Raw genomic sequence first — 6,135 nt, forward strand, 5'->3', positions numbered from 1 at the left:
CGAACGCCTCGTTAGATTGGTACGATTCAGGTGCGCCCGCACCTAATATCGTTGCAACAAACCGTGATAACGGGCATGCACATTTGATTTACGGCCTTGAGGTGTCTATCAGAACGGCACCAGATGGCCGCAGTGCGCCACTTCGCTACGCAGCAGCCGTAGAAAACGCGCTGAGGGAAAAACTCGGTGCCGATATAGGTTACGCTGGCCTTATCTGTAAAAACCCCTTAAATCCACATTGGCAAGTCTCTACATGGGAACCGTGCTTGTATGACTTAGACTGGCTCGCTGATTATGTTGATTTGAGCGCCTACAGTGGCCGTAAGCGACTCCCTGACTACGGGTTGGGGCGTAACTGTAACTTGTTTGATTATCTCAGTACGTGGGCTTACAAAGCGATTAGGCAGGGGTGGCCAGAGTACGAACGTTGGCTTGAAGCGTGTTTAACCAGGGCAGAGGGTTACAATAAAAAAACATTCAAAGAGCCACTACCGCAGAGTGAAATTAAAGCTACGGCCAAGAGCGTAGCGCGATGGACGCATAAGAACTTTAGTGCAGCCGGATTTAGTGAGTGGCAAGCTAAACGGGGGGCTAAAGGCGGCAAAGTATCGAAAGGTGGTGGTAGGCCTACAGGTTCAGTGAAAGTAAATTGGGAGCTTTGGGAGTCGATACAGAACTTAAAGTCACAAGGTTATGCGCATGCAGCTATCGCAGAGGACCTTAAAATATCAGCAAGTACAGTCAGTAAATATGCAAAAATTGTTAAATAGCGATCGCGAAAACAAGCCATATCAGATAATAGCCCTCACGAGGGCTATTAATAAATTCAAATGTTCTTTATTTGGGCATTGTTGTTGTATCTTTTGGTATTCTTACCGTTGTTACTTGGACGTCTAGTAAGTTACCATCTGCATCTCTGTAAGTAGTAATATAGACAACGACTATTTCTGTTGGAGTTTCGTAAGAGGTTGATGTTGTTCCAACACCAGGAACGGATGATAGTGTATTTATTATTCCATTGTTGTTTATTATTCTCTTAGCATTAATAGGTATGTCATCCACAGGAATTACTTTTTCTATATCTCCGTTCGAGTTTTTAGCTACTACATGCCAGCCAGCATTAAGTTTAATAATTTCAGTACACTCATATGAGCAATTTATAGTTTTATTTTTTATATGATTTTCAACAGTTGCTGATGACACTGTGTGAGATAAGAATATAGATAGCGCAATACATATGGGTAAAAAAGTTTTCATTAAATAGTTCCTTAATTTTGAAAGAGAAATCCATTCACAAGATTAGCAGTCAATTATTGTAAATCAAGTTCAATAATACAGTTCATGCTGTGCGTGTAACTTTCCCGTGTGAAATTTTATTTAACCTTTGAATTGCAAGGGCTCTAGGTTGATCTTACAGTGCAACCTAGAGCCCTTATAATGCGATATTATTGTTGAAATGCTACCCTATTGCTAATGAGGTAGTGATGTTCAAATCACGCTATATCCAAGCGAATGGCCCGACGCATAAATACTGGTTAGTGTTTGACGTGGACAAACCGAATGCATCATTAGATTGGTACGACTCAGGTGCACCCGCACCTAATATCGTTGCAACCAATCGCGAAAACGGCCATGCACATTTAATTTACGGCCTTGAAGTGTCGATCCGAACAGCACCTGATGGTCGCAGTGCGCCACTTCGCTACGCAGCAGCCGTGGAAAACGCGCTGAGAGAAAAACTCGGTGCCGATATAGGTTACGCTGGCCTTATCTGTAAAAACCCCTTAAATCCACATTGGCAAGTCTCTACATGGGAACCGTGCTTGTATGACTTAGACTGGCTCGCTGATTATGTTGATTTGAGCGCCTACAGTGGCCGTAAGCGACTCCCTGACTACGGGTTGGGGCGTAACTGTAACTTGTTTGATTATCTCAGTACGTGGGCTTACAAAGCGATTAGGCAGGGGTGGCCAGAGTACGAACGTTGGCTTGAAGCGTGTTTAACCAGGGCAGAGGGTTACAATAAAAAAACATTCAAAGAGCCACTGCCACAGAGTGAAATAAAAGCCACTGCCAAGAGTGTAGCGCGGTGGACGCACAAGAACTTTAGTGCAGCCGGTTTTAGTGAATGGCAAGCTAAACAAGGGGCTAAAGGCGGCAAAGTATCGAAAGGTGGTGGTAGGCCGAGCTTAAACGAACCTTGGTTAGAGCTGGGTATTAGCCGCAGAACGTACTTCAGGAAAAAGAAAAATGGCCTAATTTAATGTGGCACTAAACAAGCCATATCAGATAATAGCCCTCACGAGGGCTATTAATAAATTCAAATGTTCTTTATTTGGGCATTTCAGCAAGTACAGTCAGTAAATATGCAAAAATTGTTAAATAGCGATCGCGAAAACAAGCCATATCAGATAATAGCCTTTTTGGCTTTTCTGATATCTTAGAGATATGTTTACTTACAGAGGTCTTTCTAATGAGCTTAGTTCAAATCTTGTGTTTAATTGTTGTTGCTCTGACATTCTTTGTTTTGTTTGGAGGTTTATACTTGCTACGTGGTTTTAAATTCAAAGACTAAATATGTTCTTGCTTTACGTCTCGTAATTTTCTTCGATGAACGAGTTTAGATATTCAGCATCGTTCTTCAATCTATTTATAAAATTGTTTCTTCTTTCAAGAGCGTTACCGTGATTTTTCGTTTTTTGTTTTGTGATCTTTACTTCTCGTTTGTAGTGCTCTATTAATTTGTTATTTTCAATACGTGTGTTCTCAACTTCGTCAGATTTACTTTTTATTTCTTGATAGAACTCGTTTAACTCCACTTTAGTTTTTGAGATTAGTTGTTTTTCAGCTTCAATTTCTGTTCGTTCCTGCTCTACTTCAAGTTCAGCTTGGGTGCGAGCATTTTCTAGTGCTTTATTGGCTAGCTCATTTGCACTTTTTACATCTGATAAGCATTGAATTTTTAATTGTTCATAATGTGAGATTTGGTTTTCAAGTTTAGCTTTTAGCTCTTTCACTTCTGATTCTTTGCTAACATCGAAGGTAATTAGGACTACAACACCTATGACTATCGCTAAAATTAGTCCGCCAATGATACTGACTGGCCATAGAGCAAAAAATCGTTCTGCAGTGGTGTAACCGTCTCTATAAAGCTCACCATTTTCTTCGATTAAAAGAGTTGTATTGCTGAGTACATCGACTGAATACCAAAGCCCCAAACCTGCTGCTATAATCACTAAAAATACGATATAAGTTGTTTTCATCGTAAATAAACCTCTGTAATTTCTGGGCGAAAATGACCGAGTTCCTGGCTTACAGTTTCAAGTGCAATATCGCGTGTAAAGCCTGAGTTTTGAAGCTCGTTCATTCTTTCTTGTGCGTAGCTATGGCGTAATCCATGTGCCCCCTCAGACCAACTAAGTGCACGGTTTGAGGCTTGAGTATATGAATTGGACCACTTTTGACCAGCACCAATCTCGTATTTCTGTTCGTAATGAACACCGCGATCAGTGGTTTGTTGCGGTACATCAAGCCTACGTTCTTCGAGTTTGTCGGCTAATTTATTAGGTATAAGGACTTCGCGAGTTAGTCCGCCTTTACCGGTAACGGTATAAATGACACCTTCCCTCCCTTGAAATTTACTATCCAATACAGGTCTTTCACTTGCTTGTTTTTCAGATGCGCGTGATAGCGTGTGTAACTCATGAGCTCTTAATCCTGCTGCATAAGCGAGTTGAGTGGATAAGGCGTGTTTGTCGGTCTGCGACTCAGCAATAAGCTTTACTTGCTCTGCCGTGTAAGCACGGCTTGAAAGTGCTTGCTCGTGTTCTGATTTGATAACAGGAAGTCGTTCACCTTGTTCAAGCTTACCTGTTACATGAGTAAGCATTGATTGAATCGCCTGGCGTTCCATATCAAGCGTTTTTTGCCCGATGTCCTGGCCTCTTGCCTCTAGGTATTGAATGGTAGTTTCAGGTGTTAGATCTCTAATTTCACCCTGTATACCAAATTCAGGCATGTTTTTAGCTACTTGTTCTAATCGCTCTGTGTAATTTAATAAGGTACGGACTGAATCTATTGCATCAGATTTTTGTAGCGCTTTTTCTACTGAGTGAGCTTGTTGCTCTGGTGATTTAGTGGCAAATCTAGCCATGATTTTTTAGCCAACGGTTTACGGTAGACTCTGCTACTTTGATAGCTTTCTTTTTTCTAAGCCAGCGTGTTAACTCTGCGATTGTTGCGCCGTGTTTGTGCATGGCAACTAGCTCTGTGTGGAATTTATCTAAGCGGCTTTTACGCTGTGTGTAGCTACGTTTTCTAATCGTTTTCGTTTGGGCCTTTAATGCTTCAACTTCAGCTACCGGATCAAAATCTGTCAAAACTTAAACCTCATTTCTGTAAGATTTACTGGAAACACTTATGTGTAACTCAGCGACAACTTAATGCCTCTTCGCCTTTGTTTTGCTTAGTTACTAAGCAAGGTGTTGACCGTTCTCACCTTTTGATTAACTTCGTTTTACGCCTAAGCGTCTACCTCATAATGAGTGAGTTTGGCAGTGTCTCTCTGTTTCTAATGAACTCCAGTTTTATTGATTAATGGGTTTAACATTTTCATGACTAACCAGTTATGGTGGTAGGGATACCGCATGAAACTCTAACTATTTAACCAGTGTTAGGTAATGCCTTTTAAGGCTGCTGGATTGCATCGAAGTTGCAATGGACTTTTTAAGAGCCTCTGATATTACAGAATGATTTTAAAATTATCAAATCATACGCATTGCGTGTAATTACATGCGTTAAATTATCATAAGCATTGCCCCCGCTAGGTTATACGAGCAAAGCGAAGTTGTACCTAGCGGGGGCGGAATTGCACAGATCTAGAATTTTCACGCTGTTTTTGGCAGGGGCTAACGCGCTGCGCTTGTTGGCTCACAAAAACGTTTAAAATCGCCCACAGGCGATTTTAATCCGTTTTTGGAGCTTGCAAAGCTGTGTCAGTAGAATACAATAGGTGTATATACAAATGTAAGTACAGGTGCGTTATGGCTACTATAAATATTCGTGTGAATGATGATCTGAAAGAGCGTTCTTACGCAGCGTTAGAAAAATTAGGAATAACGCCATCAGAGTTATTGAGACAAACACTGGAATACGTTGCACAAAGAGAAAAACTGCCATTCAAGTCAGTGCTGTTAACAAGTGAAGATGAAGCGCTTATTGCTTTGGCACAGGCTCGTTTGGCTGATCCAAAAGCGGGAGTAAAGGTCTCGTTAGATGACCTATGAGTTAGAATTTGATCCCCGTGCGCTTAAAGAGTGGCGTAAATTAGGCGCAACCGTGCGTGAGCAGTTTAAAAAGAAGTTAGCTGAAGTGCTGGAACAACCAAGGGTTGAAGCTAACCGACTACGAGAACTCCCAGACTGCTACAAAATTAAATTACGTCAAGTTGGGTACCGGTTAATATACCAAGTGCACGATGAAAAAGTGTCGATCCTTGTTGTTGCGATAGGCAAAAGAGATAAATCAGAAGCGTATAAAGACGCTGGGAAACGAGTTTAACCATTTTTTGGTACTTGCACTGAATCTGAGTGTGAACCGGGTAAAATGATACACTTTGTTGGGCACAAACGATGAGTTTGTACTGAGAAAACCTATTTAACATAAAAACCGGTATGGGCTATCGCCCCCTTTTTGATGGTTCAGGCGGTGTTTTTATCGAAAGGCATTTTTTGAGGTGTTTTGTAGTTCTAAAGGGTCCTTGCTCAGCCAAATCTTTTGGCGTAACCTAAGCCCTAATAAAACAAAACCCCGATATTCATTTCCAACTTGGCGGGAGGGTATGAATAATCAGGGTTCGAGATAATTCCGAAAAATCGAAACTATATAATCTCAGAGAGAATAATAACACATGGATCATACTTCACAAGTCAAAACCGCCATAAGCGCGGTGAGAATTGAATAATAGCGCACAACAGCTCTCACTTTTTGAGCAGCGTTTACCCAAAAAACCGTACCATACCGATGAGTTCGCGAATGGCTTAGCGATTGCGCGTGCCCAGAACGCGATCAAATCACGCTATATCCAAGCGAATGGCCCGACGCATAAATACTGGTTGGTGTTTGACGTAGACAAAC

General features: G+C 41.5%; 9 protein-coding genes. 5 read left to right on the plus strand and 4 right to left on the minus strand.

Going from position 1 to position 6,135, the window contains the following annotated elements:
- Positions 1–770: replication initiation protein (locus tag AADY36_RS20810; RefSeq protein WP_342409663.1), on the plus strand; the 770-nt coding region annotated here is incomplete at its 5' end.
- Between the two features lie 67 nt (positions 771–837).
- Here AADY36_RS20810 and AADY36_RS20815 read toward each other — a convergent pair.
- The gene (locus AADY36_RS20815) at positions 838–1,257 is read right to left on the minus strand and encodes a hypothetical protein (RefSeq protein ID WP_342409664.1); all 420 of its coding nucleotides are present in this window, start codon (positions 1,255–1,257) and stop codon (positions 838–840) included.
- Positions 1,258–1,484: 227 nt separating this feature from the next.
- Between AADY36_RS20815 and AADY36_RS20820 the strand changes: the two genes are divergently transcribed.
- Positions 1,485–2,264, plus strand: coding sequence for a replication initiation protein (locus AADY36_RS20820; RefSeq protein WP_342409665.1), 780 nt, complete (start codon positions 1,485–1,487; stop codon positions 2,262–2,264).
- A gap of 324 nt (positions 2,265–2,588) precedes the next feature.
- Here the strand turns inward: AADY36_RS20820 and AADY36_RS20825 are convergent, their stop codons facing one another.
- From AADY36_RS20825 to AADY36_RS20835, 3 genes are read right to left on the minus strand one after another with little or no spacing between them, the layout of a single operon-like run.
- Positions 2,589–3,263 (minus strand): hypothetical protein, encoded by a 675-nt coding sequence (locus AADY36_RS20825; RefSeq protein WP_342409666.1) that lies wholly within the window; start codon positions 3,261–3,263, stop codon positions 2,589–2,591.
- Positions 3,260–4,153, minus strand: a complete 894-nt coding sequence (locus AADY36_RS20830; RefSeq protein WP_342409667.1) for a site-specific integrase — start codon at positions 4,151–4,153, stop codon at positions 3,260–3,262. The genes AADY36_RS20825 and AADY36_RS20830 overlap by 4 nt, the downstream gene beginning before the upstream one ends.
- The gene (locus tag AADY36_RS20835) at positions 4,146–4,379 is read right to left on the minus strand and encodes a hypothetical protein (protein ID WP_211001778.1); all 234 of its coding nucleotides are present in this window, start codon (positions 4,377–4,379) and stop codon (positions 4,146–4,148) included. The genes AADY36_RS20830 and AADY36_RS20835 overlap by 8 nt, the downstream gene beginning before the upstream one ends.
- A gap of 663 nt (positions 4,380–5,042) precedes the next feature.
- Here AADY36_RS20835 and AADY36_RS20840 point away from each other — a divergent pair.
- The 3 genes from AADY36_RS20840 to AADY36_RS20850 form a co-directional block, all read left to right on the plus strand.
- A complete protein-coding gene (locus AADY36_RS20840) occupies positions 5,043–5,285 on the plus strand; it encodes a type II toxin-antitoxin system RelB/DinJ family antitoxin (protein ID WP_074989890.1) in 243 nt (80 codons plus the stop codon).
- Positions 5,275–5,559 (plus strand): type II toxin-antitoxin system RelE family toxin, encoded by a 285-nt coding sequence (locus tag AADY36_RS20845; protein WP_193329339.1) that lies wholly within the window; start codon positions 5,275–5,277, stop codon positions 5,557–5,559. Before AADY36_RS20840 ends, AADY36_RS20845 begins: the two co-directional genes overlap by 11 nt.
- A gap of 395 nt (positions 5,560–5,954) precedes the next feature.
- A partial coding sequence (locus tag AADY36_RS20850) for a replication initiation protein (RefSeq protein ID WP_342409668.1) occupies positions 5,955–6,135 on the plus strand: 181 nt, incomplete at its 3' end.

This window comes from Pseudoalteromonas sp. D15MCD-2, from assembly GCF_038562745.1.
Lineage (GTDB): Bacteria > Pseudomonadota > Gammaproteobacteria > Enterobacterales > Alteromonadaceae > Pseudoalteromonas.

Coding starts and splice junctions, on each gene's coding strand:
- AADY36_RS20815 (WP_342409664.1), bottom strand. CDS start 1,257: ATGAAAACTTTTTTACCCATATGTATTGCGCTATCTATATTCTTATCT.
- AADY36_RS20820 (WP_342409665.1), top strand. CDS start 1,485: ATGTTCAAATCACGCTATATCCAAGCGAATGGCCCGACGCATAAATAC.
- AADY36_RS20825 (WP_342409666.1), bottom strand. CDS start 3,263: ATGAAAACAACTTATATCGTATTTTTAGTGATTATAGCAGCAGGTTTG.
- AADY36_RS20830 (WP_342409667.1), bottom strand. CDS start 4,153: ATGGCTAGATTTGCCACTAAATCACCAGAGCAACAAGCTCACTCAGTA.
- AADY36_RS20840 (WP_074989890.1), top strand. CDS start 5,043: ATGGCTACTATAAATATTCGTGTGAATGATGATCTGAAAGAGCGTTCT.
- AADY36_RS20845 (WP_193329339.1), top strand. CDS start 5,275: ATGACCTATGAGTTAGAATTTGATCCCCGTGCGCTTAAAGAGTGGCGT.